Raw genomic sequence first — 26,152 nt, 5'->3', positions numbered from 1 at the left:
GACCGTCATGAAGAAGGGCCTGAAGGGTCTGGTGGCGAAGGAACTGGTGGCGAAGGGCCTGACGGCCGGCGGCAGGATGCTGCGGCACATGTGCGTGGCGCCCGACCCGGGCCGGGTCCGGCTGCGGGTGGCCGGCCGCGCGGTGGTCGGCATCGCGCTCGCCGTGACCGTCTCCGAACTGGTCGGGCTCTCGATCGTCGCCTCCATCACCGCGGGCCTCGCCGCGCTGCTCGCCCTCTTCACCGTCGGCGACCCCACCGTGCGCCGCCAGGCCGTCACCACCGCCCTGCTGCCGCTCGCCGGCTTCCCCGTGCTCGCCCTCGCGACCGCCCTGCACGACGCTCCGCTGCTGCGCGACGGCGCGTGGCTGCTCGTCGTCTTCGCCGGGGTGTACGCCCGGCGCTGGGGGCCTCGCGGGCACGCGCTCGGCATCTTCGCGTTCATGCAGTTCTTCGTGACCCAGTTCCTGCACGCGCTGCCCGCGCAGCTGCCGGAGCTGTTCGGGGCCGTGCTGCTCGCGCTCGGCGCCGCCGGCGCCGTCCGCTTCGTCTTCTGGTGCATCGAACGGCGCGTGCCGCCGCCCGCCGCGCCCGCGCCGCTGCCCGGCACGGGACTCGCCCGGGTCACCACCCGGCAGGCGTTCCAGGCGACCGCCGCCTGCGCGGTGGCCCTCGGGGCCGGCCAGCTGCTCTCCGAGCAGCGCTGGTACTGGGCCGTCGGCACCGCCTGGTGGATCTTCGTGAACACCGCCTCGCGGGGCGAGACCCTGGTCCGCGGCTTCCGCCGGGTCGTCGGCACCGTCACCGGCATCGCCGCCGGACTGCTCATCGCCCTGCCGCTGGGCGGCGCGCCCGCGCCGACGGCCGCGCTCGTCGCCGTCTGCGTCTTCGGCATCTTCTACACCGCGCCGCTCTCGTACAGCTGGATGATGTTCTTCGTCACCGTCATGGCGGGACTGCTCTACGGGCTCCTCGGCGTCCTGCACCCCGGCCTGCTGCTGCTCCGCTTCGAGGAGACCGCGGTCGGCGCGCTCGGCGCCGCCGTGGGTGTCGCCCTGCTTCCGGTGACCACGCACGCGGCCACCAACGCCTGGATCCAGCGAGCCGTGGCCTGCGTCCACGCCTGCACCACCGCCGCGGCCCGCCGCCTCGCCGGCGACCCGCACGCCGACCCGGCCCCGCACGCCGCCGAGCTCGACCTGCTCCTCGCCCGCGCCCGGGTCACCCTCGCCCCGCTGGTCCACCCGCTGAGCCCGCTGCGCGCCCGCAAGGCCCGCGCCCGCCGCGTCCTCGCCCTGCTCGACGACTGCGCCCGCGAGACCCGCGGCCTGGCCGCCGTCGCCGCCGACCCGGACGCCTCCCACGACGCCCGCCTCGCGGCGGCCGCCTGGCGCGTCGAGTCCGCCGTGCACGCCCTGGTCCCGGCCGCGGTCCCGCCCCGCACCGCGACCACCCTGTTCGACCTCCGGCCCCACCACCCGGGCGCCGAGGCCGCCCTCGCCCACCTCCACAGCCTGGAACGCGCCCTGGTCGACCTCGCGACCCCGCTGCGCACGGCCCCGAGCGAGCCGCTGATCCCGGCCGCGTGACTCCGGCCGCCTGACCCCGCTTGGTCTAGACCGGCTGCTAACGTCGGCCCGGTCACCGTCGGACACGGGAGCAGGGGAGAGGCGCAGTGGGCGACACACAGGCGGGGCGGGTGCGGGCGTACATCGGGTCGTTCACGTCGGAGGGCGGGCGCGGAGTGATCGCCGCCGACGTGGACCCGGAGAGCGGCGCGCTGACCGTGACCGGGGCGAGCGACGCCGTCGCCGACCCGTCCTTCCTCGCACTGGACGGAGACGTGCTCTACGCGGTCTCGGAGACCGACGAGGGCGCCGCGGCCGCCTTCGACGTCAGCGGCCCGGCGCCGCGGCCGCTCGGGGCCCCCGTGTCCGTCGAGGCCGCCGGGCCCACGCACCTCGCGGTCGCCGGCCGCTGCCTCCTCACCGCCAACTACACCTCCGGCAGCGTGACCGCCCTGGCCCGCACCGCCGACGGCGGCCTCGGCCCGGTGACCGGCCAGGTGCGGCACGAGGGCTCGGGGCCGGTCGCCGACCGGCAGGAGGGCCCGCACGCCCACCAGGTCCTGCCGGACCCGAGCGGTCGCTGGGTGCTCGACGTGGACCTCGGCACCGACACGATCACGGTCGGCGTCCTCGACCCCGCCACGGGCGTCCTCCGCCCGCACCGCGCCACCGCCCTGCGCGCCGGCACCGGCCCCCGCCACCTCGCCTTTCACCCGGACGGCGGACACGCCTACGTCCTGAACGAGCTGGAGCCCACCCTCACCGTGTGCCGCTGGGACGCCGAGGACGGCGTCCTCACGCCGCTCGCCGAGACCCCGGTCGTCCCAGCGGGCGCCACCGGCCCCCAGTACCCCTCCGAGGTCGTCGTCGCCCCCGACGGGCGCTTCCTGTGGGCCGCCGTGCGCGGCGGCGACACCCTCGCCGTGCTCGCCCTCGACGCGGGCGGCGAGGAGGCCCGGCTCGTCGCCTCCGCGCCCTGCGGCGGACGCTGGCCGCGCGACCTGACGCTCGGCCCTTCCGGCCGCCACCTCTACGCGGCCAACCAGCGCTCCGGCGACGTCACCTGGTTCACCGTCGACCCGGAGACCGGCATCCCCGCGCCCGCCGGCTCGATCCCGGCCCCGGCGGCGTCCTGCGTCGTCCTCGGTTAGGGGCGGTCGGACACGGGAAGGGCCCGCACCGGAAGCCTCCGGTGCGGGCCCTTCCCGTCACGGTCGTACGTGCGCGGGTGCGTGCGCGTGCGCGCCCGCGTCAGTGAGCCGACGCCCCCTGCTGCGGGTTGATGCCGAGCGTCGCCATGTACTGCGAGAGCACCAGGCGGCCGATCGCCGGGTACGCGCCCAGCGCCTCGGCGGACGCGCAGCCCGCCTCCTTGGCCGCCACGTCGAGCAGGCCCTCGGCCAGCTCCGGGCCGATCAGGTACGGGGCGAGCGCGAGCTGCTCCGCACCGGCGGCGCGCAGCTGCTCGGCGATCGAGGCGATCGAACCCTCCTGGTCGAGCGCCGCCGCCATCACCGGCACCGCGAGCCGCGCCGCGAGCAGCATGCCGGTGATACCGGCGGCCTGCACGGCCTCCTCGCCGCCGACCGTGGCCAGGATGATGCCGTCGGCCGCCGTGGCGACCGTGAACAGGCGGGCGCGGTCGGCGCGGGCCAGACCGGCCTCGGAGAGCCGCACGTGCAGCGCCTCGGCGAGCAGCGGGTGCGGGCCGAGCACATCGGTCAGCTCGGCGTTGTTGCCGGCGTCGAGGACGGCCTGCCGGACCTGCCGCATCAGCGCGCTGTCGGGGCCCGCGAGCAGCGGGACCACGACGGCCGCCGGGCCCTCGGGGGCGGCGACCTCGCGGCCGGCGGCCACGGCGATCTCGTACCGCTCGGTGCGCAGGGCCGTGGCCCGCGTCAGCACGGTGGAGAGGGTGGGGTACTCGTCGTCGTCGCCGTCGAGGTAGCCGATCGCGGCCTCCAGGCCGGGCAGCTCCGAGCGGGCGATGCTCACGACCTCGTCGGCCAGCGAGCGTATGGCGGCCGACGGCACACCGGGTACAGCGAGAACCAGCGCGGGAGCGCCCTCGGGCGCCGCCACGGGTTCAGGGCGACGGTGTCGCCCGGACTGGCGGGGTCGCGGCATTCGTACAGGCAGGCCGGGGTTGGGCCCAGTGGGGGAGCTCATGCCGCCGCATGCTACTGGTTTTGTCCGCCGCTCCGTTCGCTGAGGTGCGGCCCGGCGAATTCTGCCCCCGTATGTCCGAAACTGGCCTGGAACCGCCGTTTACCTGGTGAGTTGCAGTAGTCGAGGGTCCTCCGGCAGGCGGAGCGTGCCCTCCGCGAGCGCACCCGCGATCGTCACCGCCCCCGCCAGCGGATCGCCCGCGGCGACCACCTCGCGAGCCCCCGGCAGCAGCGTCCGGAGCTCCGCGCGCAGCGGCCCCAGCAAGGGCTCGCCCAGCCTGAACAGCCCGCCCGTCAGGGCCACTTCACCGTCCGTGCCCACGGGACAGACGGCCGCCGCGGCCTCCGCGATGTGCGTCGCGGCGCGCGCCAGGACGTCCGACGCCACCGGGTCGCCGGCGACGGCGCACTCCGCCACCTCCGGCGCGAACGAGGCGAGCACGGCCGGCCGGTCCGTCCGCGGATACAGCTCGCCCGGCAGTCCGGCCGCCGGCCCGAAGCGCAGCTCGGCGCGCGCGAGCAGCGCGGCCGAACCGCCGCGCCGGCCGTCGTACGCCCGCATCGCCGCCTCGAGTCCGGCCCGGCCGATCCAGGCCCCGCTGCCGCAGTCGCCGAGCAGATGACCCCAGCCGTCGGCCCGCCGCCAGCCGGCCAGATCGGTGCCGAGCGCGATCAGACCGGTGCCACCCGCCACGACCGCTCCCGGACGCTGCCCGAGCGCCCCGGCGTACGCGGTGACGGCATCGGCCGCGAGCGCGAGCCGCCGTACGCCCCAGGCCCGTTCGAGCGCTTCCGGCAGCTCGTCCCGCAGACGGTCGCCGAGCGTCGCCATCCCGGCCGCCCCGACGGCGACGGCCACCACCGGCTCGCCACCGGCCCGTTCGGCCGCCCGCTCACGCATCGCCTCGACGGCGGGGAGCAGTCGGCCGAGCAGCTGCCCGGCGTCGATCCCGCCCGGCCCGGTCCGCACCGGCTCCCGCGACGCCACCGTCTCCAGGACCAACCGGTCAGCGGCCCGCGCGAGGGCGATCCGCAGTCCCGAGCCCCCGGAGTCGACGCCGACGACAAGCGTCACGGCAGCTGCCAGTCCACGGGCTCGGCGCCCTGGCGGAGAAGCAGCTCGTTGGTGCGGCTGAACGGCCGGGAGCCGAAGAAGCCGCGGTCCGCCGACATCGGCGAGGGATGCGAGGACTCGATCGCCGGCAGACTGCCGAGCAGCGGCCGCAGGTTGCGGGCGTCCCGCCCCCAGAGGATCGAGACGAGAGGCTTCCCGCGCGCGGCGAGCGCCCGGATCGCCTGCTCGGTGACCGCCTCCCAGCCCTTGTCCCGGTGCGCTCCCGGCCGCCGCGGGGCCGTGGTGAGGGCCCTGTTGAGCAGCAGGACGCCCTGCCGGGTCCACGGCGTCAGATCGCCGTTCGAGGGCCGGGGCAGGCCCAGATCGGCGTGCATTTCCCGGTAGATGTTCTCCAGGCTCGGCGGCAGCGGGTGCACGTCCGGCGCCACCGAGAAGCTCAGGCCCACGGCGTGCCCGGGCGTGGGATAGGGGTCCTGGCCGACGATGAGGACCCGCACCTCGTCGAAGGGCTGCTGGAACGCCCTCAGGACGTTCGCCCCCGACGGAAGGTAGGTCCGCCCGGCGGCGATCTCCTGCCGGAGGAAGTCGCCCATCGAGGCGACGCGTTCGGCCACCGGCGCGAGCGCGTGCGCCCACCCGGCCTCGACGATTTCGTTCAACGGTCGTGCTGCCACGCCGTCACTCTACTGGCGCACTCCGACAACGCCGCGCGCCGCCGGGGCGCCCGCCGTGGCCGCATGCGACACGGTGGCCCCTCCCGTCACCAGGACGGGAGGGACCACCGCGGTCATGCTCGGTCAGGGAACGCGTTCGGGAACGCGTTCGGGGACCGTCAGGGCAGGAACTCGTAGAACGGTCCCTCAGGCGCCCGGTCGCGGACGCACAACGTCACGTCCCTCCCCTTGAGATAGGCCAGCAACCACTCGCTGAACGTCATCTCGTAGAGGGTCCACGCCGGACTGTCCATTTCCTGGACCACCACGCGCCAGGGCGACGAGGAGTCGTCGGGGACGCGGAGGAAGACCGCCTCGCCCGTCGTCGCCGTCGCCACCGGCAGCACTTCCCCGGGGCCCGCCCCCGCCCGGCTGGGCAGGAACTCGGCCATGTCCTCCTCGCGCCAGAACTCGAGGTCCATCCTGATGTCCTTCACCAGGCTGTGCAGAAGATGGCCGGCGGGGTGCTTCAGGTACAGCTGTCCGTTGATCGAGACCGAACCGTAGGCGTCCACGATCTCGCGGAAGTCCGCGGGGAGTTCGACGCCGAGTTCCTGCTCGAGCGCGATCCACGGCGCCGGGTCCGACCAGTTGAACCGGGGTTCGCCCAACAGGGCTTGAATCTCCGCCAGTGTTGCCACCACTAGACCCCTTCTAGCACGTCGAGCCGATTCCGGTCGGGGAGTTGATCGCGGTGCACGAGTAGCTGTCCACGATGTTCCCCTGCGGGCTGTACACGGTCATTCCGACCTGAACGGTCGTCGGAACGGCCGAATGGGGGTCGCCGTAGATGGGCACGACCGACATGAACAGCTGGTTGTCGCCGTTCAGGGCCTTCCATCCATAGGACTCGACCTTGCTGGCCATTCGGGCATTCGCCCTGCCGTGCAGAGCGACCAGGTTGCGGACATCCTGGCCGGTGCCGCCGCCCCAGTAACCTATCAGGTGGCCCGCCTGCGGGTTTCCGCCTCCTGCCGCGATTTCTCCCATTCCCTCCGGCTGGACGGACGGTTCGCATTCGGGGCACACGGGATAACCGCCCGCTCCGGTCCGCGACCTGCGGTCGTTCTTGTTGAGGAAGGCATAGGCGCCGGTCGCCCGGCAGCCCTTGTTCCCCGCGTGGTCCGTGTACTCCTCCAGCCCGCCGTAGATCCGACCTCCGTCGATCAGAGGCGTCGTGTCGCAGCGCGGGTTGTTGGTGTCGGTCTGCCGCGGCATGGGCCTGGGCTGCGGGCCCGGCGACGGCGAGGGGGTGGGACCCGGACGCGGTTCGTCGTCCGAGTCGCTGTCACCGCTGGTGTCCGGGGACGGCATCAGCATGCTGCCCACGGCCGCCCCGGCGTCCGCCAGGTTCTTCTGGCCCTGCGGCGTCGACGCGTACAGCGCCGTGCCCAGTGCCGCCGCGGCCGCCCAGTAGACGAGCGGGATCGCGAAGAGGAAGTGGCCGTCGAACTCGACGAAACTCGTCGGGTTGCCGCCGGTGAAGGCGTAGCGGTTGCTGGTGTACGGGTCCGCGCCGAGGCTCATGTCGGCGAGGGCGCCGTTGTACATGTCCCGGGTGGTGAAGCGGTTGAGCCCCGGGTTGTAGTCGCGGAAGCCCATGTCGTACGTGCCGGACTGGGCGTCCCAGCGCTTGGCGTTGAAGCGGTAGGGGTTGTACTGCTCCTTGGTGGGGTCGGCCGCGTCGGGCTTGTCGATGCCGGTGAACTCGGTGGCGTCGTTGTTGCCGTAGGCGGTGTAGCCGTAAGTGGCCTTGGTGTCACCGTTCTTGTCGGTCAGGGTCTCGACGTCGGTGTGGCTGTTGTAGCCGTAGTAGCCGTCCTCGGACGTGCCGTCGGTGTTGCGCTTGGTCTGCGACAGGCGCTCGCCCCACGGGCTGTACTGGAACGACTTGGTCAGCGCGCCGGCCACCTTCTCGTCGAGGACCTCGCTCGACAGGCCCAGGTACTCGAAGTCGGTGGTCTTGCCGTCCGCCGTCTTCGACGCGGTGCGGTCCAGCGGGTCGAAGGTGTACGTCGTCGACTTCAGCGCGCCGGTGGCGTCCGCCTTCTGGGACTCCACGACGTGGTCGAAGCCGTCGTACACGCTCCGCTCGATCACCTTGCCGCCGGAGATCACCGACTGCTGGCGGCCGAACGGGTCGTAGCTGTAGTCGGCCTCGACGCCCGAGGTCGTCGAGGTCAGCAGCCGGTTGCGGTCGTAGCGGAACGCGGTGCTCGTTCCCTTGATGCTCTGGCTGATGACGTTGGCGTTGTCGTCGTGCTCGTACGTCTCCGTACCGGCGCCGTTGCCAGTCTTGACCGACTTGACGAGCCGGTCGGCCGGGTCGTAGGTGAGGTCGGTCGTGGAGTCGAGGTACGCCGAACGGTTGTCGGCGTTCATCTTCTTCGCGACGTCCTGCGACTTGTTGCCGTTGGAGTCGTACGCGTAGGTGTGGGAGGCGACCAGCGTGGTGCCGTCGGCCTTCTTCTCCGTCGTCGACTTCACCGCGCCGTCGAGGAAGTAGGTGTAGTCGACGGTGTTGCCGTTGGCCTTGGTCTCCCTCAGCTTCTGGGCGCGGTCCGTGTACGTGTACGAGGTGACCTTGGGGGAGGCGTCGGTCGCGGACGTGCCGACGGACACCGTCTTGACCTTCTCCCGCAGGTCGTAGGTGTACTTGGAGTACTGGTCGGGGTGACTGACGGTCTCCGACTGCCCGTTGGCGTCGTACGTGTACGACGTCGCCTTCTTCTCCACGCCGGCCAGCGACTCGGTCACCTTCTGGACCTGGTCGAGGCCGGTGTACGTGACGGCGTAGGCGTCGATCTTCGCCCCGGAGGACGTGTCGCCGATCGAGATCAGGTTGCCGTTGACGTCGTAGCCGTAGCTGAACGTCCGCTTCTCGGTGTCGGTCTCCGCGGAGTTGTCACGGACCAGCTTGACCGCGTCCGCGACCACGACGCCGGCGCTGTTCTGGTCCAGCTTCAGCGTGGTGCTCTCGCCCTGCTTGAGGGAGTAGCTGCCGAGGCCGACCCAGGTGCCGGTGGCCGCGTTCTGGTCCTTGGTGACCGCCGGTTCGGTGGTCGTGCCGTGGACGAGGGTGTACTTCGCGGTGGTGGCGGCCCCGGTCACCTTCGGGTACTTCACGTACGCGGTGTACGTGCCGTCCTTGGGGATGTCGAGCCCCCACGTGAAGGCGTCCGTGCCCGTACCGGCCGCGTGGGTGCGGTGGTCGTAGCCCTGCTGCCCGCTGAGGTTCCCGGTGGCCCAGGTGCCCGTGGCGGAGGTGTGCTGGGTGTCGGAGTTGTCCACCAGGACCACCGACCTGCCCACCGGGACGCCGTCGTCGGAACGGGACCTGACCTTGCCGTCCGGGTAGTACGACCAGGTCATCGTGCGGTTGGAGGAGCCGCCCGCCGAGGTCAGGGTCCGGGCCGTCTGCTTGCCGAGCCGGTCGTAGTCGTAGCTGGTCGTGATGTCCCACGGATCCGTGGTGCTCTTCGTCCAGCCGTTGTCGTAGTAGCTGAAGGTGGTGTCGTTGCGGACCGTCTGGCCCGCCGACGGCGGCATCGAGGTCTTCGCCACCCGGCCCGCGGCGTCGTACACGGTCTCCGTGTAGACGTTGGGGTTGTTGTGGACGCCGTCCGCCGGGTCGTACGGCTGGTACTGGCGCTTGGGCCGGTTCAGCGCGTCGTACTCGGTGCGGGCGGTGAAGGCCGTGGTCGTCCCCGCGTCGACCGCTCGCGGGGTGATCACCTTGGTGGTGTTGCCGACCTGGTCGTACTCGTACCGGGTCGCGCGGTAGGTGATCGGCGAGGTGCCGCTGTGCGGGACCTTGACCTCGGTCCGCTTGCCCCGCTCGTCGTAGCTGATGAGCGTGGTGTTGTTCTCGGCGTCCGTCGTGGAGACGACCAGGTTGTCCTTGTCGTAGGACTTCCTGGTGGTCTTGCCGGCGGCGTCCGTGACCGCGGTGGCCCGGTGGTCCAGGTCGTAGGCGGTCAGGGTGGTGTAGTCGGCCGGGTCGGCCGTGGCGTTCTTCTTCGGGTCGACGACCTTGGTGGTGTTGCCGGCGTCGTCGTACTCGTAACTGACCTTGTCACCCTCGGCGTTGACGACGGAGGTGAGCTGGTAGATCTCGTTGTAGTAGTTGGTCGTGACGAAGTCCGTCGCGTCCGAGGTGGTCAGTGTGCCCTTCGGCTCGGTCGTCGTGAGGAGGTCGCCGACCTTGTCGTAGGTGTACGTCGTCCTGCGCTCGTCCGAGGTCGACGTGTACTTCGGCGCGGTCGCCGAGGTCATCTGGTCGGCCGCGTCGTACACCGCGGTGGACACCGCGCCGTTGGGCGCCGTCGACGTGGTGACGTTGTCGTTGGCGTCGTACACGGGGGCCGGGGCGGTGATCAGGTCACCGGTGGCCTGGTCCTTGGGCTGGGTCTTGACCAGCGGACGTCCGAAGGTGTCGTACGTCTGCGTGGTCTTCTTGCCCAGCGGGTCGGTGACCTCGGTGACCTTGCCGCGCTCGTCGTAGACGAAGGTCGAGGTGTTGTTCAGCGCGTCGGTCATCGTCCGCGGGAAGCCGGCGGGACCGAAGTCGCTGTTGGTGTCGGCGTTGCCGTTGGCGTCGGTCGCCTTGGTCAGCTGGCCGTAGGCGTCGTACTCGTACGTCGTGGTGTAGTCGCCCGCCGTCGCGGTGGCGACGCCCTTCGGGTCGGTGACCGTCTTCAGGTTGCCGAAGGTGTCGTAGCCGAACTGCCACTTCCGGCCCTCGGGCGAGGTCTTGGTGAAGAGGTCGGCCGCGTAGCCGTCGGCGCGGGTCTGGTACACGTACTGCGTGGAGTTCGCCGGGTAGGTGCCCGGAGCGCAGTCCGAAGCCGGCGGCACGCCCGCCTTGTTGTTCTCCGCGTCGCGCTTCCAGAGCGGGTAGCCCGTCTTCTGGTCGTAGCAGTACGCGGTCTTGGCGCCGTTGTTCTCCTCCATGTACGTGACGTTGTTGTCCGCGTCCCACGACAGCTTCATCGTCTGCGACTTGGCGTTCGTCGTCTGGACGGCGCGGCCGAAGTCGTCGGTGACGTAGCTGGTGGAGTGCGACTCGGCGTCGGTGACCCTGGAGTCGGTGAACTTGGCGTTGGCGGCGTCCACCGCGTAGGTGAAGCCCGTGGTGCCCTGGAGACGGTCGGTGATCGTCTTGGTCCACCAGTGGTACTTCGGGTCGTCACCGTTCTGCGGGGCGTAGTACGCCATGGTGGTGGCGTTGCCGCGCGGGTCGGTGGCCTTGACGAGCTTGACGTTCTTGTTGCCCTGGGTGGCGTCGTACTCGAAGCCGAAGACCTTCGGCTGGGTGGAGCCGGCGCCGTCGGTCAGCTTGGTGAGCAGGCCCTTGTCGGAGTACTCGAAGGTGACCTTGCGACCGGAGATGTCGGTCATCGACTTGATGTGGTCGATGATCTTCGGGTTGGAGCTGTCGGCCTTCGAGTAGTACTCGGCCGTCAGCGTCTGCCGGCCGACCGGGTCGGTGATGTACGAGAGGAACTTGGTCGGCTTGTTGTTGGACTTGCGTTCCTCGTACGTGTAGGTCTGCGTGTTGCCGTTCTTCTCGACCAGCGACGTCAGATACCCGTCACAGCCGAACAGGAACCGGGAGCCGTCCGGACGGGCCAGCGTCCAGGCGTCGGGGACCGGGTCCTTCAGCGGGGTGCAGTCCAGGCCGGGCTTCGCCGTCAGCTTGTAGTGGACGCCCGCCGGGGCCTTCCAGGAGCCGTCCGGCTGCTTGCGGAAGACGTGCGTGGTCCCGTCGCCGTCCGGGAGCCGGATCTCGGTCGGGCTCGGCTTGGGGTGGAACTCCAGCGGCGCGCCGAGCCGGATCGGGCCGGCGGCCTGGAAGGACCAGCCGGGACCGGAGACCGTGTCCGAGGTGTCCAGGCTGTTGTACGCGAACCGGGCGAAGGTGGTGACACCGCGGCCGGGGTTGGTGAAGGCGTTGTACTGCCAGACGCTGTTGCCGGACGACAGGTTGTTCATGACGGTCGAGCCGGCGCCGGTGTTCTTGCCCGTGTAGGCGTAGAACTTCTCCATGCCCAGCTGGTTGGAGGTCGGGTCCTCCACCGCCACGTTCTGCGCCAGACCGGGGATGCCGGCGGTGCCCGAGGTCCAGGTGCCCGCCGTCTTGTCCAGGACGTCCCAGGTCAGCACGTAGTCCGTGCGCTTGTTGCCGTTGTCGGAGTTGATGGGCGTGCGCACCACCGCCTGCAGGTTCACCGAGCCGCCGGGGGCGACGTCGGCGGGCAGGGCGGTCTGGAGCTGGTTTCCGCCGTTGGTGACGTCGGTGCCGTCCGGCAGCGTCCACCGGTAGCTGAGGACGTGGTCGGCCGCCGGCCAGTTCGCCGCGGTGGTGTTGGTCAGGTTGAAGTCGACCGTGTAGTCGGTGTTCGGCGTCATCCGCGCGGGCGTCTGCGGCGCGTAGTACGTCGACTCGGTGGTCGAGTCGACGTACGTGACCACCAGCCGCGGGCGCAGCCGCTGCTCGGTGCCCTCGGACGACAGGAACAGGGTGCGCTCCTGCGACGCGGCCTCGTCGGCCATCTTGATGACCACGCCCTGCTGGGAGGCGGGGGTGGTCACCCACGACTGGGCCATCGAGACGACGCTCCAGTCGTGCCGGGCCGGGTCGTTGGTCATCGCACCGGTGTCACCGGCCGCGGCGCCGAAGTCGCCGCCCTGGGTGGTCCAGGAGGTGGCGGCGTCCGCCTTCTGCCAGGTGGCGGCGGACTCGTCGAAGTCGCGGGTCAGCGGACGGATCTCGTACACCGCGCCGGCGGCGTCCTGCACCGTCTGGGTGCTCCACAGGCGCACCTTGGCGTCGAGCACCCGGGCCGTGGCCGGGATGCCGAGGGCCGGGAACTTGAGCACGGCACGGGTGTCGCCGTAGGTGGCGGAGTTGTTGCCGACGCTCAGCCAGTTCTTCGGGCCGCCGTCGTCGATCGTGTCGTGGGTGAGGGTCGGGCGGGCCGAGGACAGCGTGGTGTCCTGCGTGGCGTCGAGCACCTTCGTCGTCCGGCCGGCCTTCGGCAGCCGGACGAGCTGGGTGGGCGCCGCGACGACCTGCCCGTCCTTCGTCTTGACCGCGACCATGTAGTAGTAGGCGCGGCCGTACGGGTCGGGGTCGTCCGCCTTCGTCGGCACCGCGGTGGTGTCGGTGAACGAGGTCACGGTCTTCGCGACGGGCGCGACGAGCGTGGCGGCGGACGGGGTGAAGGTCTGGCTGACCGAGCGGTGGACCTGGTACTCGACGATGTCGTCGCCGGTGCCGATCGGGTCCTTGTCCTGGTACGCCGACCAGTTCAGCTCCGCGCCCGTGTCGTGGATGACGGACGGGGCCGCGAGGTCCACGCCCTGCCGGCCGAAGGTCAGCACGAGCCGCGGGTAGTTGGCGGCCTCGCCGCCGTACCCGAACTCGCTGCCCTCGTAGCGCGGACCGCCCTTCGGTCCGTTCGCGGACTCGTCACCGGCCTTGATGACGAAGCCGTTGTTGACGTAGGTGCCGTCGATCCACTGCTGGACCGTCCTGGTGACGGGGAAGCTGTGCCAGGTGTTCAGCTCACCGGGCTGCTTGGTGACCACACCGCCCTTGGTGAACCGCACCGCGTCCGCGATCACCGAGGTCGCGGTCGAGACCGGACCGTCACCGAGGACGATCTTGCCGAGCGTGCCGGCCTTGAACGGGTGCGAGCCCAGCGTCTTCCAGACACCGGCCGTACCGGCCTGCTGGTTGACCGTGTAGGTCTTCGTGCCGCCGTCGAAGGTGACGGTGTACGGGGCGTTCGTCGCACGGTCGGCGGCCGGGACGTAGTGCGTCTCGACCTGGTAGGTGCCGTCCTCGGGGAGGCTCGGCTGCCAGGTGTACGTGTCACCCGCGACCGAGTCCTTGTTGTACAGGTAGTCCTGGTTCACCGCGTACTGCGTGTACGCCGTGTTCCCCGACGCGGGCCACGCGCCGACGGCGGCGGTACGGCCGCTGTCGCCGTCGTCGACGACGACCGCCGTACCCGACAGCTCACCCGTGATCGCGTTGGCGTTGTTCCAGGTGGCCGTGGACTCGCTCCACGCGTCGGTCGCGCGGTGCGCCTCCAGCTGCACCTCGGTGTCGCCCGTGGTGTGGTACTGGTCGAAGTACAGCCTGAGGTCGGCCGAGTCCAGCTTGGTGCCGGCCGGGATGCTGCCGACCGGGAACCTCAGCAGCGCGCGCGAGGCGCCGGTGGAGGTGTTGCCGACCGAGAGACGCCAGTTGTCGTCGTAGTTGGTCGTCGGGCCGTCCGACGAGATCATCACGTCCTGCGCGGTGCTGGGCGTCGGCGCGATGGAGATCGTCGGGTCGATGGTCACCGGATAGCGGCGCTCCGGCGCGGCGAGCCACCTCGCGTCGGGCGTGACGGTGAGCTGCCAGCCCTTGCCCGCGCGGCTGAGCCGCTGCGTGACGGCGCTGCTGTGGCCGGTGCCGTACGGCGAGCGGGCGTCCTTCCCGGCGTCCGTCATGAACGCGGCCGGAATCACCAGGACGGGAGCCGCGCCCTCGCCGTACAGGCCGATCGAGCCGTCCTTCGCCGCCCTCGGCGTCAGGCCGCTGGTGTCCAGCGTGAACGTGAACGTCACCGGGCCGGCGGGCCGGCTGCCGAGGACGATGTTCTCCTTCACCCGGCCCGGGCCGACCCGGTACACGAGGTCGGCGCCGGCCACCGCGTCGCGGTAGGTCACCGTGTCGCCCTTGGCGACCGGAGTGAGCCGGCCGGCGCCCTTCAGGCCCAGGGTCACGGCGTGCCCGTCGGCTGCCCGGAAGCGCAGCAGCCGGCTCGCGTCCGCGCCGAACCACGTGCTCGCGGCGTTGGTGGTGTTGGCGAACGGGTAGTCCGCCGTCCGCCCGGCGGTGACCGTCGGGTCGATGTCCTTCCAGGACGAGCCCGCCCGGTAGCCGGTCGGGACCGCCGACACCTCCGCCTGCACCCGGCCGTCGGACAGCTGCCAGTAACGGGCGGTCGCGGTGCGCCGCCCGGTCAGCTCCGCGACCCGCCGCGGCTTCGGCGCGGCCTTGCCCCGGGGCAGCTTCTCCCGGCTGGGCAGCACCGGCGTGCCGCCCGTCGAGGGCTGTTGCGGAACGCTTTCGCCCGGATCGTCGTCCGAGAACCAGCCCTTGAGGGAATCGACGATGCCCCCGCCGTCGTCCCCGGAAACCCCTGCGGTGTTCGTCGCCACCGCGTATGCGGATTGCGGCAGCATCGTGGATGTCACCGCGGAAACCACGAGACAGGCTATGGCCCGCCCGAATCTCACTTTCACGCCAATCCTTCCATCGGCCGAGAATGCCCACCCGTCCATGGGAGCGGGCGGAGGGTTTCTAATCAAGCGGCCGACGCAGAGTCAAACACTTTCAGAAAACGGTCATTTGATGGGGTGTCGGCAGATGGCGGGAGTGTGGGAGGAGGATATGCCTGATTGTTCCGCTCCCTGGATTTCGGGGATCTCCGTGGTGTATAACGCAGCGGAATTTCCGCATTTCCGTGCTCGCGCGTTCCCGCAGTTTCCGCCGATCGAAAGAGCAGAAGTCATGTCAGCCACGGAAGACCGGGTCGGTCCGGAAGGACCCGGAGACCCCGAAACCGCACCGGAGCCGCACCGTCGCGGCCGTCGATTCACGGCCATGGGCGCCGGGATCCTGCTGCTGGTGTCCGGCGCGCTCCTCGCGTACGTCGTCACCGGCTCCGGCGGTCCCGCCGGGACTGACCGGCCGGGGGCCGGTGACCGGTCCGGGGCGCGCACGACCGAGGTGGCGTACGAGGTCCTCGGCGAGGGCACGGCCGACATCTCCTACCGGGAGGCCGGTGACGCCGAGGGCACCGTCAGGAATGCCGTCCTGCCGTGGCGCAAGACCGTGCGACTGCCCCAGGGCGCGACCCCGGCGGTCAGCGTCACGCTCGGCGCGAAGGGCGGCCGGGCGAGCTGCGGCCTCACCGTGGCCGGACGCCACGTCCAGAGCTCAACCGCGGAAGGCGTCTTCGGGCGCGGCACCTGCGCCGGCCCGAGCTCCGACGCCACCGCGGGCACTGACGCCCGGTGACACCTGACGCCTTGTCAAGTCGCTTGTGACCAGCGTCACCTTGCCGCCCCGTGATGTTCCCGGCGCGGGATCCGCTTGATCATCCGGCGGGTCCACCCGATCCCGCCGCGACGCGTCGAGGGGCAGGGGTGATCAGGGATGGATCGCGAAGAACATGCACCGCGGGCGGCCGAGATGGAGCGGTACGCCTCCGAGTTCGTCGCCCGCGTCACCGCGCGGGCGCGCCTGCCGCTGGACTACAGCGTGGCCAGCCTGGCCGTCGTCGACCGGCTCATCGACGGCCTCAGAAGAGGCACGGCCCAACGCCGCGACGTGGCCGGACCCTTGCTCGATCTGGGCGCATACGTCGGGGAGGTGCTGGTGCGCCAGGCCGGTGCCTTATGGGTGGACCTGCCGGCGGACCACCCCGTCCGCAGCGCCTTCGAGCACCCCGTCGCCGTACGGATGCCCGACGGCCGGCTCTGGAACCCCCTCGGCCGGACCGTGAACCGCTTCGAGATCGGCCCTCAGGAGTCCCTCCGGACCTACTACCTCACCCTGCACGGACGCCGCCCGCCGCGGCCGCGTCACCGGGGCTGCCCCTCGGACGGGCGGACCGCGGGCCGGTGCTGACGGTCTGACAGGATGGAGCCTTCCGGCTCACGGGCGCGGCCGGAGTTTCCTGACGGGACCGGCTGTGAAGAGGGACGTGTGAGCGAGGGGGCCGGCAGTCGTGCGTCCGCGGCGCTTCACGACGCACGGCTCGGCGCGGCCGTCGAACGGGCGCAGCGCGGCGACGAGGACGCCTTCGCCGAGGCATACCGCACGGTCTACCCCGGCCTGCTCGGCTACGTACGCGGACTCGTCGGCGCGGACGCCGAGGACGTGGCCGCCGAGGCGTGGCTGGAGATCGCCCGCGACCTCGGCCGGTTCCGCGGCGACGGCCCCGGATTCCGCGGCTGGACCGCGACCATCGCCCGCCACCGGGCCCTCGACCACCTGCGCCGCGAGCGCTCCCGTCCCCGCCCCGCCCAGGTCGAGCCGGACCTCCTCGACCTGCCCGCTGCCGCCGACACCGCCGGCGAGGCGCTGGAGGCCCTGTCCACCGAGCAGGCGCTCGCGCTGGTCAAGGGCCTGCCGAGGGACCAGGCCGAGGCCGTGCTGCTCCGCGTCGTCGTCGGCCTCGACGGGCCGACCGCCGCCCGAGTGTTGGGCAAACGTCCCGGTGCGGTACGGTCCGCCGCACACAGGGGACTTAAGCGACTCGCACGAGAAATCAGGGGAAAGGGGAGGTGACGCAATGCCGCACGGCGACGAACACGGCGCCCTGGAGGACGCACTGCGCACCGCGCTGACCGAGGGCGGCGTGAACCCCGAGGTCGACCCCGCCGCCCTCGCCGCCTTCCGTGCCACCCGTGACGCGGGCATGCTGGCCGGCGCGCTCACCCGCCGACGCGACGACTGGACCCCCGCCACGGGCCGCCGCCCTCGCCGCCGCTCCCTGCGCACGCTCCTGGCCGGACTGCTCGCGAGCCTGGCCCTGGGCGGCGTCGCCCTCGCCTCCGGAGACCTGCCCGGCCGTCTCGGCGACGGTCCGGCCCCGACCCCGGACCCCGAACCCGGCAGCTCCGCGCCGCGGCGCACCCCCGAGCGCCCCACCTCGCGGCCGCCCCGCCCGGCCCCGCCCGAGCCGAGCCTGCCCGACCCGGACGCCCACCGTGCGGAGCGCGACGGGAACACGCGCGACCAGGTCCGCGGGCGGCCCTCCGACCGGCCCAAGCCCGGCACCTCCCGAGGAGCGAAGAACGGCTGGCCGAAGAACGGCAAGGCGGACCCGGACGAGAACGGCAACGGAGACGAAGCGCGTCCGCTGAGCCCGCATCCGCCGGCCCACCGGACCGACTGACCCGACGCCCGCGAAAAGGCCCGCCCTGGGGCCCGGCTCCGGTCCGCACCGGCTCCCGCCCGCCCTGGGGCCCGGCTCCGGGCCCTCACCTGGCCCGCGCCCCGGCCTGATCTCGGGCCCGGCCCGGCTCCGGTCTTGGATCCGGCCCAGCTCCGGTCCGTCCCGGCTCCCGCCCGCCGCCGACCCCCATTCGGCCTTGGGCCCGGCTCCGGCCTTTGGCCTGGCGCCGCTCCGGCCCGGCGGCGGCCTTGGGCCCGACCCGCCCGACCCCGCCCGGCTCCGGCCCCCGGCCCCGCTCCGGCTTTGGGCCCGCCCCCGGCCCGCGCCCCGTCGCCGGTCAGTGGTTGGTCATCCGATCACCGCCGCCCGTACGCACAGCACGTCCGGCAGGTGGTCGGCGAGCAGCTGCCAGCTGTCCCCGTCGTCCGCGCTGCCGTACAACTCGCCGTTCCGGTTGCCGAAGTAGACGCCCGCCGGGTCGCCGTCGTCCGTGCACAGGGCGTCGCGCAGCACCGTGCCGTAGTGGTCGCCCTCGGGCAGGCCCTTGGTCAGCGGCTCCCAGCTCGCCCCGGCGTCCGTCGTCCGGTAGACGCGGCAGCGCCGGCCGGCCGGGACGCGGTCGGAGTCGGCGGTGATGGGGAAGACATAGGCGGTGTCCGGCCGGTGCGGATGCGCGGCGACGGCGAAGCCGAAGTCGGAGGGCAGCCCGGCGCCGATGTCGGTCCACCGGCCGCCGCCGTCGTCGCTGCGGAACACGCCCCAGTGGTTCTGCAGATACAGCCGGTCCAGGTCGCCCGCGTCCTGTGCGATCTTGTGCACGCACTGGCCGAACTCCGGGTGCGGGTCCGGCAGGAACACCGCCGACACCCCGTCGTTGGACGGCGCCCAGCTCGCCCCGCCGTCCCGTGAGCGGAAGACGCCCGCCGTCGACACGGCCACCGTCACCGCGTCCGCGTCACGCGCGTCCGTCACCACCGTGTGCACCGCCTCGCCGCCTCCGCCCGGCACCCACTTGTCGCGGGTGGGATGCTCCCAGAGCGGGCGCACGAGAGAGAAGGACTCGCCACCGTCGGCGGATCTGAAGAGCGCGGCCGGCTCCGTCCCCGCGTACACGACGTCCGGGGAGTGCGCGGGCGCCGGGTGCAGCTGCCAGACCCGCTCCAGCGAAGCCCCGGTGTCCTGCGGGAACTTGACGGCGGGCGTGGCCGGTTCGGTCCAGCTCGCGCCGAGGTCGTCGGAGTGGAAGACGGAGGGGCCCCAGTGGGAACTGTCCCCGCCGACCAGGATTCTGGGCGTCGCGCGGCGGGTGTCGATCCCGATCGAGTAGATCGCCTGCGCGTTGAAGTGCGGTTCGTCGAACTCCCATCGGCCGTCTCGCCCGCGGCCGATGAACAGACCCTTGCGGGTCCCTACGGTCAGTAGCACGTCGGTCATGCCGACACCTCCAGGACGCCGTTGTCGCGGATACGGGCAAGTCTGCACCGCACCACTGACAACGGCCCCCGGAGACCGCTCACCCCCAGGTCAGGGGCGTGTTGCCCGGCTCGGGCCGCCGATGCGGTCCGAGCCGGTGACGGGGCTCAGTAGGCCCGGGCGTACTGCCGCGGGGCGACGACGTCCGCGCCCAGCTCGCGCGCCGCGCGACGCGGCCAGGACGGGTCGCGCAGCAGTTCGCGGCCGAGCAGCACGGCGTCCGCCTCGCCGTTCGCGAGGATCTTCTCGGCCTGCTCGCTCTCCGTGATCAGACCGACGGCCGCGACGGCGAGGCCGGCCTCGGCCCGCACCCGGGCGGCGAAGGGCACCTGGTAGCCGGGGGCGACCGGGATCCGGGCCGGGCCGCCGTTGCCGCCGGTGGAGACGTCGAGCAGGTCGACGCCGTGCTCGCGCAGGAGCGCGGCCAGTCGCACGGTCTCGTCGGCCGTCCAGCCCTGCTCCTCCAGCCAGTCGGTGGCCGAGATGCGGAAGAAGAGCGGCAGCTCCTCCGGCCATTCGGCGCGCACGGCGTCGACGACCTCCAGGGCGAGGCGGGTGCGGTTCTCGAAGGAGCCGCCGTAGGCGTCGGTGCGGCGGTTGCTGAACGGGGAGAGGAACTGGCCGATCAGATACCCGTGGGCGCCGTGCACCTCCACGACCTTGAAGCCGGCGGCGAGGGCGCGGCGCGCGGCGGCCGCGAACTGCGCGGTGATCTCGTGGATCTGCCCGACCGAGAGCTCGGCCGGGACGACGTGCCGGTCGTCGAACGCGACCGGGCTCGGGCCGACCGGCTGCCAGGCCAGGCCGCCGTCGGGGTCGACCGGACCGCTGCCCTCCCAGGGGCGGTGGGTGGCCGCCTTGCGGCCTGCATGTCCGATCTGGATGCCCGGAACGGTCCCGTGCGCAGTGAGGAAGTCGGTGATCCGGCGCAGGCCCTCGATCTGGGCGTCGTCCCAGATGCCGAGGTCGTAAGGGCTGATCCGGCCCTCGGGGGAGACGGCCGTGGCCTCCAGCAGGATCAGTCCGGCGCCGCCGGTGGCGCGGGCCGCGTAGTGCGCGAAGTGCCAGTCGCCCGCGACGCCCGCGCCCGGGCCCGTCGGCTCCGCCGAGTACTGGCACATCGGGGCCATCCAGACGCGGTTCGGTGCGGTGACGGACCTGAGGGTATAGGGCTCGAAGAGGGCGGCGCTCATGGCGGACTCCGTTGGACGTGCCGGGTTCGGATGCACTCGTACGATACTCGTCGTAGTACGGCGCCTGTCAAACTACGAGGATTCTCGTACAATGGTCGAAGTCCCTGCCCGAGAGCCCCGAGCCCGTCCCGAGATCCGTGGAGCCGCCGCCGTGACGACCGCGACCAACCCCCGGGTCCTGGAGCACCCCGCACGCGAGGAGATCCGGATCGAGGCCGTGCTGCACGCGCTCTCCGACCCGGTGCGGCTGCGGATCGTGCGCGACATGGCCCGCGGCACGGCGGACGCGTTCGCCTGCTCGTACTTCGAGCTCCCGGTCACCAAGTCGACCAGCACCCACCACTTCCGCGTGCTCCGCGAGAGCGGCGTCGTCCGGCAGCTCTACCGCGGCACCGCCAAGCTCAACATGCTCCGCCGCGACGACCTCGACGCGCTCTTCCCCGGCCTCCTCGACACGGTCCTCGCCGCCGCCGAGTCCCAGGCCGGCCGCCGGGCCGAGACCCCCGGCGCCTAGCCCCGTAGCAGCGCCGCGATCCCCCGAAGCCGCGCCGCCCTGCGTGCGCGCCAGGTCGGCACTCCTACCGCCGCGCCGCCCTGCGTGCCTGCCAGGTCGGCGCCCCTATCGCCGCGCCGCCCGGCGTCCCCACCAGGCCGGCACCCACTACCGCCGCGCCGCTTCCCGCAGCCCCGCCCAGTCCGGGATCTTCACCGGGCCCCGGCCGAGCGTGCCCCCGAGCGCCGCCTCGGCCCGCTCGATGGCCAGCCAGCCGTGCCACTCCACCGGCTCGTGGCCGAGCTTGCGCAGGGCTTCCACCGGGTCGGGCACCACCGGCCGGCGGGCGAGGAGGTCCGCGTCGGCGAGCAGCGAGGCGGCCGTCTCCTTGGCGCACGGGCGGTTGGTGCCGATCACGCCGGTCGGGCCGCGCTTGATCCAGCCCGCCACGTACTCGCCGGGCGACGGCGCCCCGTCCCGCAGCACCCGGCCCGCCTCGTGAGGGACCGTGCCCCGCGCCGGGTCGAACGGCAGCCCGGGCAGCGGGACGCCCCGGTAGCCGACCGCCCGCAGCACGAGCCCGGCCGGAATCTCCTCGTACCGCCCCGTGCCCCGGATCCCGCCCGTCCCGTCCGGCTCCGTGCGCTCGAAGCGCACCGCCGTGACCCGGCCGTCCGTGCCGAGGATCTCCACCGGCCGCAGGAAGAACCGCAGCCGCACCGAGCGCGCGCCCGCGCCGCTGCCCGGGTCCGCCGCCCACCCCCGTACCACCTCCAGATTGCGCCGGTTCACGGCCGGCAGGCCGGACGGATCGGCCCAGGCCGGGTCGAGGGCGAGCTCGGCCGGGTCGACCAGGACGCGGGTGTCCGGAAGCGCGCCGAGTTCGCGCAGCTCCTTGGTGGTGAACCGGGCCTGCGCGGGCCCCCGGCGCGCCACCATGTGCACCTCGCGCACCCCGCTCGCGGCGAGCGCCGTGAGCGCGCCCTGCGGGATGTCCGTGGGGCGCAGCTCCTCGGCCCGCCGGAGCAGCAGCCGGGTCACGTCCACGGCCACGTTCCCCGCCCCGATCACCACGGCGCCCGGCCGGTCGAGGCAGAAGCGCTGGTGCACGGCGTCCGGGTGGGCGCTGTACCAGGAGACGAACCCGGTGGCCGAGAAGCTGCCGTCGAGGTCCTCGCCCGGAATCCCGAGCCGCCGGTCGCGAGCGGCGCCGACGCAGTAGACGACCGCGTGGTACAGCTCCAGGAGCCGGGCCGGGGTGAGGCCGCGCGCCCCGACCTCCACGTCGCCGAGGAACGTGATCCGCTCGTCCTCCAGGACCGTACGGAGGTTGCCCTGCAGCGACTTGATCTTCTCGTGGTCGGGCGCGACCCCGTACCGCACCAGACCGTACGGGCAGGGCAGCCGGTCCAGTACGTCGACCCGGATCCCGGGCACGGCGCTCTGCCCGACCAGCGCCTGGGCGGTGTAGACGCCGCTGGGTCCGGCGCCGACGACGGCGACTCGCAACACGGACGCGCCCCTTCCGGTGGGAAGTGCCTTCCGGTGACCTCCAGCATGGCACCGGGCGGCCCGCCGGGGGAGTGGGCGTCACCGCTCCCGCGCCCCCGGCGGGGCGGCTACAGCGACCGCATCCGGTCGATCTCCGCCGTCTGCTGCGCGATCACGTCGTTCGCCATCTCCTCCACGAGCACGTTGTTGCCCTGGCTCAGCACCTCCGCGGCCATCGTCACCGCGCCCTCGTGGTGGGCGGTCATCAGTTTGAGGAAGAGCGTGTCGAAGTCCCCGCCCCGGGCGGCGCGCAGCTCGGCGAGCTGGGCGTCGGTCGCCATGCCCGGCATGGTGTGGTGGTCGTGCCCGGACTGCGGGCGCGGGCCGCCGTTGCTCTTCAGCCAGCCCTCCATCGCGCCGATCTCCGGCCCCTGCGCGGCCGCGATCCGCTCGGCGACCTTCTTCACCTTGGGGGACCCGGCCCGCTGCGGGACGAGCGCGGTCATCGTGAGCGCCTGCCGGTGGTGCTCGATCATCATCTGCACGTAACGGAAGTCGGCGCCGTTGGGCCGCTCGTCGGGCATCAGCCGGGCCGCCTCCTCCGGCGAGACGCGCTTGGCGGGCTCGCCGGGCCGGCCCGGCGCGATCACCGCCGGGCCGCTCGAACTCACGGACCTCGGAGCCGACTTGGATGCCTCCTGCTCCGACTCGCAGGCGCCGAGGGCGAGTACGGCGACGGCGGAGAGCGCCACGGCGAGGGATCCACGGACACGGCGGCGGTTCAACAACGCGACCTCCACGGACAGCGGGGCGGTGTGCGGGGCGGTGTTTCGAGGAAAGTTCATTACTTCTCTGTTGCCATCTGTTGAGATGTGCACGCTAAGGAAGATACTGCCGGGGTCCATCGAGCGTTCAGGCATGAACGGATCTCACAGAGGACGGAGTGACCTTCGTTGCGTACCACGAGTACCCCGCGCGCAAGGACCAGACGCCTCGGCGTGGCAACCGCCGCGGCCGGCCTGCTGGTCAGCATGCTCGTCGCCGGACCCGCGGCCGCCACCCCCGACCCGGGCGACAGCCCGGCCCAGCAGACCGTCACCTCCGAGCAGGCCGCCGGGGCCCGCGCCGCCATCACGAACGGCGAGATACCCGGCGTGGACGAGATCGTCCACAGCGCCAACATCGAACACCTCGTCAACATCCCCAAGGACGCCCTCAAGGGGATCAACTCCGACCTGGCCTTCCAGGGCAGGTACGCCTTCGCCGGCAACTACGACGGCTTCCGGATCTTCGACATCAGCGACCCGAAGTCGCCCCGGACGGTCGCTCAGGTGCTGTGTCCCGGCTCCCAGAACGACGTGTCCGTCTCCGGCAACCTCCTCTTCCTCTCCACCGACTCCTCCCGCAGCGACAACTCCTGCGCCAGCGTGCCCCAGCCCGCCTCGGTCAAGGAGTCCTGGGAGGGCATGAAGATCTTCGACATCAGCGACATCGCCAACCCGAAGTACGTCGCCTCCGTCGAGACGAACTGCGGCTCGCACACGCACACCCTGGTGCCCAAGCGCGACGACGTGTACGTCTACGTCTCCTCGTACTCGCCCAACGCCGCCTTCCCGGACTGCCAGCCCCCGCACGACGGCATCTCCGTGATCAAGGTCCCGCGCCACGCGCCCGAGCAGGCCCGGGTCGTGAACTTCCCCGTCCTCTTCCCGGGCGACGGCCCGGACGGCGGCGGCAACCCCGGCGCGCCCACCAACCCGGGCGTCTCCAAGACCACCGGCTGCCACGACATCACCGTGCTGCCGAGCGAGGACCTCGCGGCCGGCGCCTGCATGGGTGACGGCATCCTCTTCGACATCAAGGACCCGGAGCACCCGCGGGTCATCGACCAGGTCGAGGACAACGTCAACTTCTCGTTCTGGCACTCCGCGACCTTCAACCAGAAGGCCGACAAGGTCGTCTTCACCGACGAGCTCGGCGGCGGCGGCGCGGCCACCTGCAGCACGACCGTCGGCCCGAACCGCGGCGCGGACGGCATCTACGACATCGTCGGCAAGGGGGACGGGCGCCGGCTGGTCTTCCGCAGCTACTTCAAGATCGCGCGCCACCAGGCCGACACCGAGAACTGCGTCGCCCACAACGGCGCGCTCATCCCGGTCAAGGGCAAGGACCTCATGGTCCAGGCGTGGTACCAGGGCGGCGTCTCCGTCTGGGACTTCACCGACTCCCGGCGGCCGCACGAGATCGCGTACTTCGAGCGCGGCCCGGTCTCCGCGGACCACCTCGCCATCGGCGGCTCCTGGTCCGCCTACTACTACAACGGCTACATCTACTCGAACGACATCGCCAAGGGCTTCGACGTCCTGAAGCTGAGCGACAAGCGCACGGACAAGGCGGCCCGGGTCCGGATGGACGAGCTCAACGTCCAGACACAGCCGGACTACTTCAAGGACTTCGACCGCTCCGCGGGCTCGGACGCCTCGGGCGACTCCGAGGACTGAGCGGGTTCGGGGATCAACGGCATGCCGTCGGGCGGACCACCGCCCGGCGGCACGCCGCGCTCCCAGTCGAGCCCGTACCGCTGGAACAGCTCCGCCCGCAGCCGCGACGTCGGCATCGGCGCGCCGGGCAGCAGCACGGCGAAGACCGCGCCCATCAGCAGCGCCCGCAGCAGCGGGTACTCGGCGTCCACGTCCGCCGAGCCGTAGCGCTCGACGGTGTCGCGCAGGAGCGCGGCGAGCCGCTGCTGCTCGGGGCACTGCACGAAGCCCTCGGCCTGGAGGATGCCGGCCATGTGCGTCCGCATGAGCACCGGCTGCTCCTCGGCGAGCCCGAGGATCGCGTCGATCGCCCGCGCGAGGCGCTCCCGGCCGTCCTCGGTGCGCGGCTCGCGCTCCAGGGCCTCCTCCAGCGTGCGGTGCATCAGCCGGTGCACCGCGGACTGCAGCAGCTGCCGCTTGCCGGGGAAGTAGTACGAGATCAGTCCGCGCGCCGATCCGGCGCGCGCCGCGATGTCGCCGAGGGTCGTCGCCTCGTATCCGCGCTCGGCCACCAGCTCCACCGTGGCCTGCAGGATCCGCTCGCGGGAGCGCCGACGAAGTTCTTCGTTGACCGATGCGCTACGCGGGGACATGCTGGACTCCTGCGTTGACTGGCTTGCAGCCAATATACTCAGCGCGTCCTGTCGTCGTGCCCCTGTGGCCGAAGGCGGGACCTGCCGTCTGTTCTGGGCGACGCGGGGGATCGTCCAGGACAGACAGCTTCATGTCGTTTCTCCCATTCTGCCTCCGGTGTCCGTTCTGTCCGTGGGGCCCGGGCGGGGCCGCGGACCGGGGGCCCTACGCCGCTCCCCGCGCCGGTACGTGATGATCGCCACGGCCACGCAGACCCAGCCGAACAGCCACCCGGCCACCACGTCCGACGGCCAGTGCACGCCGAGATAGACCCGGGTCCAGCCCACCCCGACGACCGACACCAGGGCCACGCCCGTGAGCGTGCCCCAGCCCCACCACGTCTCCCGCCAGTGCAGCGCGAGCACCCACAGCAGCAGCCCGCAGACGACCGTCGCCGTCATGGCGTGCCCGGACGGGAAGGCCGCGAAGCGCGCCGAGTCCACCGGATCCGGCCAGCTCGGCCGCGGCCGCCCGACGGCGGACTTCAGGCCCTGCTGAAGGCCCCAGGCCACGACGACCGTCACCGCCACCCACAGCGCGAGCCGGCGCTCCCGCCGCCACCACAGCACCCCCACCGCCAGCGCGGCCAGCGCGCGCATCGTCCACGGGTCCCAGACCCAGTCGGTCAGGATCCGGTTGACGTGGGTGAACCCGGGGTGCGCCACCGCGTGGTGGTGCAGTGCCTCGGTCACGTCCCGGTCCACCGAGAGCAGCGGTGACCAGCCCACGGCGACGAGGACCAGCAACAGCACGGCCAGGGCGCCCGACACGGCGGCGGAGATGCGCATGCGCTGATCCTGCCGGACACCACCCGCGCGCCGCCGACCGGCATGCCCGGGG

19 protein-coding genes are annotated in these 26,152 nt (G+C 72.3%); 8 read left to right on the top strand and 11 right to left on the bottom strand.

Annotated features, from left to right (window positions below; translation table 11 throughout):
• Nucleotides 1-88 precede the first annotated feature (88 nt).
• Nucleotides 89-1,588: an FUSC family protein gene (locus ACWEV0_RS21600; RefSeq protein WP_453151005.1), complete on the top strand. Its 1,500-nt coding sequence runs from the start codon at nucleotides 89-91 to the stop codon at nucleotides 1,586-1,588.
• A gap of 86 nt (nucleotides 1,589-1,674) precedes the next feature.
• Entirely contained in the window at nucleotides 1,675-2,718 is a 1,044-nt protein-coding gene (locus ACWEV0_RS21595; protein ID WP_453150991.1) for a lactonase family protein, read from the top strand.
• A gap of 100 nt (nucleotides 2,719-2,818) precedes the next feature.
• On the opposite strand, the gene ACWEV0_RS21590 is transcribed toward ACWEV0_RS21595, so the two are convergent.
• The 5 genes from ACWEV0_RS21590 to ACWEV0_RS21570 form a co-directional block, all read right to left on the bottom strand.
• Nucleotides 2,819-3,736 carry a sirohydrochlorin chelatase gene (locus ACWEV0_RS21590; protein ID WP_453150989.1) on the bottom strand — a complete coding sequence of 306 codons (918 nt, stop codon included), beginning with the start codon at nucleotides 3,734-3,736 and terminating at the stop codon, nucleotides 2,819-2,821.
• 99 nt (nucleotides 3,737-3,835) lie between these two features.
• The gene (locus ACWEV0_RS21585) at nucleotides 3,836-4,810 is read right to left on the bottom strand and encodes an N-acetylglucosamine kinase (RefSeq protein ID WP_453150988.1); all 975 of its coding nucleotides are present in this window, start codon (nucleotides 4,808-4,810) and stop codon (nucleotides 3,836-3,838) included.
• Nucleotides 4,807-5,484 (bottom strand): uracil-DNA glycosylase, encoded by a 678-nt coding sequence (locus ACWEV0_RS21580; RefSeq protein ID WP_453150987.1) that lies wholly within the window; start codon nucleotides 5,482-5,484, stop codon nucleotides 4,807-4,809. Before ACWEV0_RS21580 ends, ACWEV0_RS21585 begins: the two co-directional genes overlap by 4 nt.
• A gap of 158 nt (nucleotides 5,485-5,642) precedes the next feature.
• Nucleotides 5,643-6,164 carry an SMI1/KNR4 family protein gene (locus tag ACWEV0_RS21575; protein ID WP_453150986.1) on the bottom strand — a complete coding sequence of 174 codons (522 nt, stop codon included), beginning with the start codon at nucleotides 6,162-6,164 and terminating at the stop codon, nucleotides 5,643-5,645.
• A gap of 13 nt (nucleotides 6,165-6,177) precedes the next feature.
• Nucleotides 6,178-14,742, bottom strand: coding sequence for a golvesin C-terminal-like domain-containing protein (locus ACWEV0_RS21570; RefSeq protein WP_453150985.1), 8,565 nt, complete (start codon nucleotides 14,740-14,742; stop codon nucleotides 6,178-6,180).
• A 445-nt stretch (nucleotides 14,743-15,187) separates the two neighbouring features.
• On the opposite strand from ACWEV0_RS21570, the gene ACWEV0_RS21565 reads away from it, so the two are divergent.
• The 4 genes from ACWEV0_RS21565 to ACWEV0_RS21550 all read left to right on the top strand — a co-directional run bounded on the left by ACWEV0_RS21565 (nucleotide 15,188) and on the right by ACWEV0_RS21550 (nucleotide 17,489).
• A complete protein-coding gene (locus tag ACWEV0_RS21565) occupies nucleotides 15,188-15,604 on the top strand; it encodes an MmpS family transport accessory protein (RefSeq protein ID WP_453150984.1) in 417 nt (138 codons plus the stop codon).
• Between the two features lie 138 nt (nucleotides 15,605-15,742).
• On the top strand, nucleotides 15,743-16,216 hold the full coding sequence (locus ACWEV0_RS21560) for a hypothetical protein (protein WP_453150983.1): 474 nt from the start codon (nucleotides 15,743-15,745) through the stop codon (nucleotides 16,214-16,216).
• Nucleotides 16,217-16,294: 78 nt separating this feature from the next.
• Entirely contained in the window at nucleotides 16,295-16,879 is a 585-nt protein-coding gene (locus tag ACWEV0_RS21555) for an RNA polymerase sigma factor (RefSeq protein ID WP_453150982.1), read from the top strand.
• A gap of 4 nt (nucleotides 16,880-16,883) precedes the next feature.
• Entirely contained in the window at nucleotides 16,884-17,489 is a 606-nt protein-coding gene (locus ACWEV0_RS21550) for a hypothetical protein (RefSeq protein WP_453150981.1), read from the top strand.
• Between the two features lie 348 nt (nucleotides 17,490-17,837).
• Here the strand turns inward: ACWEV0_RS21550 and ACWEV0_RS21545 are convergent, their stop codons facing one another.
• Both ACWEV0_RS21545 and ACWEV0_RS21540 read right to left on the bottom strand, forming a co-directional pair.
• Nucleotides 17,838-18,923, bottom strand: coding sequence for a WD40/YVTN/BNR-like repeat-containing protein (locus ACWEV0_RS21545; RefSeq protein WP_453150980.1), 1,086 nt, complete (start codon nucleotides 18,921-18,923; stop codon nucleotides 17,838-17,840).
• 146 nt (nucleotides 18,924-19,069) lie between these two features.
• A complete protein-coding gene (locus ACWEV0_RS21540; protein ID WP_453150979.1) occupies nucleotides 19,070-20,155 on the bottom strand; it encodes an NADH:flavin oxidoreductase/NADH oxidase in 1,086 nt (361 codons plus the stop codon).
• A gap of 151 nt (nucleotides 20,156-20,306) precedes the next feature.
• Between ACWEV0_RS21540 and ACWEV0_RS21535 the strand changes: the two genes are divergently transcribed.
• A complete protein-coding gene (locus ACWEV0_RS21535) occupies nucleotides 20,307-20,669 on the top strand; it encodes an ArsR/SmtB family transcription factor (RefSeq protein WP_453150978.1) in 363 nt (120 codons plus the stop codon).
• A 147-nt stretch (nucleotides 20,670-20,816) separates the two neighbouring features.
• On the opposite strand, the gene ACWEV0_RS21530 is transcribed toward ACWEV0_RS21535, so the two are convergent.
• Together ACWEV0_RS21530 and ACWEV0_RS21525 are read right to left on the bottom strand one after the other, a co-directional pair.
• Entirely contained in the window at nucleotides 20,817-22,160 is a 1,344-nt protein-coding gene (locus ACWEV0_RS21530) for an FAD-dependent oxidoreductase (protein WP_453150977.1), read from the bottom strand.
• Nucleotides 22,161-22,267: 107 nt separating this feature from the next.
• On the bottom strand, nucleotides 22,268-22,984 hold the full coding sequence (locus tag ACWEV0_RS21525) for a DUF305 domain-containing protein (protein ID WP_453150976.1): 717 nt from the start codon (nucleotides 22,982-22,984) through the stop codon (nucleotides 22,268-22,270).
• A gap of 186 nt (nucleotides 22,985-23,170) precedes the next feature.
• Between ACWEV0_RS21525 and ACWEV0_RS21520 the strand changes: the two genes are divergently transcribed.
• The gene (locus ACWEV0_RS21520; protein WP_453151004.1) at nucleotides 23,171-24,640 is read left to right on the top strand and encodes an LVIVD repeat-containing protein; all 1,470 of its coding nucleotides are present in this window, start codon (nucleotides 23,171-23,173) and stop codon (nucleotides 24,638-24,640) included.
• Here the strand turns inward: ACWEV0_RS21520 and ACWEV0_RS21515 are convergent.
• Both ACWEV0_RS21515 and ACWEV0_RS21510 read right to left on the bottom strand, forming a co-directional pair.
• Nucleotides 24,580-25,272 carry a TetR/AcrR family transcriptional regulator gene (locus ACWEV0_RS21515; RefSeq protein WP_453150975.1) on the bottom strand — a complete coding sequence of 231 codons (693 nt, stop codon included), beginning with the start codon at nucleotides 25,270-25,272 and terminating at the stop codon, nucleotides 24,580-24,582. The two genes, ACWEV0_RS21520 and ACWEV0_RS21515, sit on opposite strands and share 61 nt — an antisense overlap.
• Before the next feature lie 129 nt (nucleotides 25,273-25,401).
• Nucleotides 25,402-26,100, bottom strand: a complete 699-nt coding sequence (locus ACWEV0_RS21510) for a phosphatase PAP2 family protein (RefSeq protein WP_453150974.1) — start codon at nucleotides 26,098-26,100, stop codon at nucleotides 25,402-25,404.
• Nucleotides 26,101-26,152 lie beyond the last annotated feature (52 nt).

Source organism: Streptomyces sp. NPDC003943, from assembly GCF_053605265.1.
Note: the sequence above shows the minus strand (reverse complement) of the source record. Positions and strands in the feature narration are given on the sequence as shown.